Below are 3,746 nucleotides of genomic sequence, written 5' to 3'. Positions count from 1 at the left end.
CTACCGCACACATTCCACCAGCTACCAAAGACTTCATGATTGCAGCCAAAAACAGCAATTCACTTTTTTTGGAATTTGTCGGTAAATCCGCACGGATAGAATCTTTGGGTAATGTTCCCGCAAAAGGGGGATTATCAAACATCACTTTATAGCGACGGCGCAAATCATCTTCTGTCAGCCCCCCCATATCTGACAACACATTTGCTACTTTCAGCTTGGCATTGCGAATTCCATGCAGCACCAAGTTCATCATCGAAATTCGCATCATCTGGCGGGAGACATCAAAGCCATAAATCGACTCTTCCAACAGTTTCCAGTCAGGTAATCTATCCCCATTTCCTTTGCGATAAGTCTGGAGATTGGGGATTTGCTGTTTTGCTTGAGCCAAAGTCAGTCCCCGTTTTTCCAGCCAATCCTCACCGTAAATCGGTACTTCTATGGGATTTTCGCTGTATTTAGCCAAAATATACTCAATACTATCAATCAAAAATCCTGCTGTTCCACAAGCCAAATCACAGATAGTATCCCCCAAATCAGGGTCAACCATCTCCACCATAAACGCCCGTATCTGTCGGGGAGTACGGAATTGACCATTAAGCGCAGATTGACCTAAATGGGTTAACAGGTACTCAAAAATATCACCTTTGACATCCTGACCCATTTTGAGGAAATCCAAGGTATCCAGTTCATCAACTACCAACTTGAGAACATTCGGGTCATTAATTTCTAAAACCGCATCCCGGAAATACTCTGCCACTTTTGGCTCATCTTTCAGCAAAGAATTCGCCATGTAGGGGAAAACTTCATCCCGCAGAAAGTCGCGCAGTTCAGTACCACTCTTGAAACGCCATTTCGACCAGCGATAACGTTCTGCTTGCTGGGGAAATAGTAATTTAGCATTACCATTATTACTTATGAGGCGATCGCGTAACTCCCGATTTGCTTCCTCTTCATCCAACAGCTTCAGGTATATCAGGTAAGAAATCTGCTCAATGTAGGTGACAGGATTTGTTACCCCTCCAGCCCATAAAGTATCAGTAATATGCTTGAGTTTGCGACGAATTTCTGAATCCATATTTTTCTCTTAACCCTCTGTACCTGTAGCATCCACCGCGAACACAGAGCGGTTTAATTCATCAAAAATATCCCGCAATCCCTGCTCACCAAACAGTTCTATACCTAAACCAGCAGCATTGAGAACTGAGAGGGGTGGCAAGAATAAATCATCTATGGTTAGCTGACCTTTGGCAATACCCCGATTCTTCAACAAAGAAAGATACTGAGCTTGGGCTGGTGCAAAAGAGTGAGAAACCAACCAAGCTCTAAAGTTTTCTTCCAGTAATTCTTCGTGACTTTTAATTTTTAATGTTCCCAATGCAGCCCGAATAAAATCAATCAGGCTATTATTATAATTTCGGTAAGCTCGCCGCAGGTTTTCTTCATTAAAGTAGTATCGGGGTGTATTCAAACGCCGCACCAGTTCCGTTTCTTCTGTTTCCGTCAACAATTCTCCATCCCGGATTTTCTGGAGTATTGGATCATTAGTTACAGCAGATTGAATAGTTTGCTCCCAGTTAGTGAGATAATCCCGCTTATCAACCCGTTCCCCTTCTGTACCTACTTCTACATAACTGACATATTGCTGCCATCTATCCCTCAGCCCTAATTCAATTAATTCTGACCGAGGACGGGATTGTTGCTGGTTGCTTCTAGTTGATACATGACCTCGACCAGTGTCGGCATAAATATCAGTATCGCTATCATTAAAATATTCGTGATTTCTGAAAAAATCATAAATAACAAACTTGCGTTTATCAATATGTGGCGCAGTCCTTGTCCCTCGTCCACGAATTTGCTGATAAAGAATTGGACTCCGCACTGTACGACACATAACTAAGTGCAAAACTTCCCGGCAATCAAAGCCAGTATTGAGCATATCAACACTGACTGCAACTTGTGGGGAATCCTCATATTTGAACTGACGAATTAAATCATCGGCATTAGCAACATCACTTGTAATTACTTCAGCGTAACGCCCCTTACATTCTGGATGTAACTCGTTCAAATATCTGGTTAACCTTGCCGCATGATTTTTTGTCAAAGCAAATACTATTGACTTACCAGGTCCAATCTTTTGTCCTGGTGCTAATTCTTGATAATTCTCCCAAGCCAGTCTGTCAAATTCCTGCATCATTAGGCGGTTACTCGCCTCATTAGTCCACTTGCGTTCAAAGGCTGCTGGGTCATAATAAACCTCATCAACTTCAGCACCTTCAGCAATAATTTCAGTGATGCCAGTAGCGAATCGATAGGGAACAAGATACTTTTGCTCAAATGCTGTTTGAATAGAGTAATTAAAATCTGGCTGCTCATTTCGGCAGTTGTAGAAATCGAAAGTATTGCGTTCAATGTAAGCTGCTGGTGTAGCAGTTAAACCAATATGAAACGCATCAAAATGAGTAAGTGCTGTCTGCCAAACACCATAAATCGAACGGTGACATTCATCAGCCACAACAACATCAAAATAGCCGCTAGTAAACTCCCGATAACGGCTAATCATTGTTTGGAGTAGGCAAACTGTAATTTGCTGCTCTTGCCGGATCACACTCGGTTTAAGCCAGTAGCTATTACGCTGCAAAACATCTTGAATTGCTTCTAATGCCTGTTTTGCTAATTGTTCTCTATCCACTAAAAACAGGATTTTTTCTGCATATCCCGATTGAATTAAGCGTTTTAATTGCAAGCAAATTAAATCAGTTTTACCTGTCCCAGTTGGCAATTCAAGTAAAAATCGCCGTTTGCCCAATTCAACCGCATGGTCAATAGCTTGCATCGTTTCCCTTTGATAGGGACGGACTAAGCGAATTTCTCCCTGTCGAGTGTAATACTCAGGAATTTCAATAGTAGCTAGAGGTTGACGGGTTGAGCGCATTTCAAGCAATCGCTCTAAGTCTCGCCGTGAGAAAAAAGAATTAACAATCCGGGCATCATCATTCTGATAATCCCAAAAATAAATTAGTTCGCCATTACTGAGAAAAATAAACGGTGCTTCCAACTTCCGAGCATAGGGGAGTGCTTGATTTTTAGCAACATAAGGCTCAATCGCACGCTTCTTAGCTTCAATCACAGCCAAGGGACGACCTCTTTGGTCAAGTAGTAGATAATCGGCTCTTCCTCTCCTACCATCTGCCATTTGAGCCGAAATTTCAGTCATTACCTGAGATTTATCAGCCGGGTTCCATCCTGCTTGGCGGAGAAGGTCATCAATATTAATACGTGCGTCTGTCTCTTTGCTAAAGTCGCTCATCAAATCACTCCTGTCTTACCAAAGTTAGCACGAAGCCCTCAGCGTCAGTGCTTTTTCCGCTTTATCCCAGAAGTTTTAACTTTTTCCCAACTTCAGCGCCAACTTTTGATAAATTTCGTCCAACCACACGGGGATTACAGGCTTACCTGCATCCAAAGATGCGATCGCCTTTTTTCTGTCAAACTCCACAAGCTCAAGCGATCGCTCCTGCGCTTGTAACAACAACATAAACCGCTTACCTTTGCCTGAAGTAAATAACTCCGGCTCTTGGTCTTTCAGCTTTTTCAACGTGGTGCTGGCTATGTCAAAACTTAACCCCACAGATAGCCAATATGACATTGCAGCCAGTTCCAGCAAATTAGACTTTGAGTAATAAATACTACGTCCTGTTCCAGTATCACTAATGACAGGAACGATCACCCCCCTCTCTCGCCAATAC

The 3,746-nt window shown here is 42.6% G+C and carries 3 protein-coding genes; all 3 read right to left on the bottom strand.

Annotated elements, in window-relative coordinates; translation table 11 throughout:
- Window positions 1-1,075 (bottom strand): type I restriction-modification system subunit M (locus IQ229_RS17655; RefSeq protein WP_194045921.1); only part of this gene is annotated, 1,075 nt, incomplete at its 3' end.
- A 9-nt stretch (window positions 1,076-1,084) separates the two neighbouring features.
- The gene (locus IQ229_RS17650; RefSeq protein ID WP_194045919.1) at window positions 1,085-3,307 is read right to left on the bottom strand and encodes a type I restriction endonuclease subunit R; all 2,223 of its coding nucleotides are present in this window, start codon (window positions 3,305-3,307) and stop codon (window positions 1,085-1,087) included.
- 75 nt (window positions 3,308-3,382) lie between these two features.
- The coding region (locus IQ229_RS17645) for a MerR family transcriptional regulator (RefSeq protein ID WP_194045917.1) at window positions 3,383-3,746 on the bottom strand (364 nt) is incomplete at its 5' end.

Origin of the sequence: Nostoc cf. edaphicum LEGE 07299, from assembly GCF_015207245.1 — a bacterium.
Classification (GTDB): Bacteria; Cyanobacteriota; Cyanobacteriia; order Cyanobacteriales; family Nostocaceae; genus Nostoc; species Nostoc edaphicum_B.
This window is presented reverse-complemented; position numbering and strand designations above follow the sequence as displayed.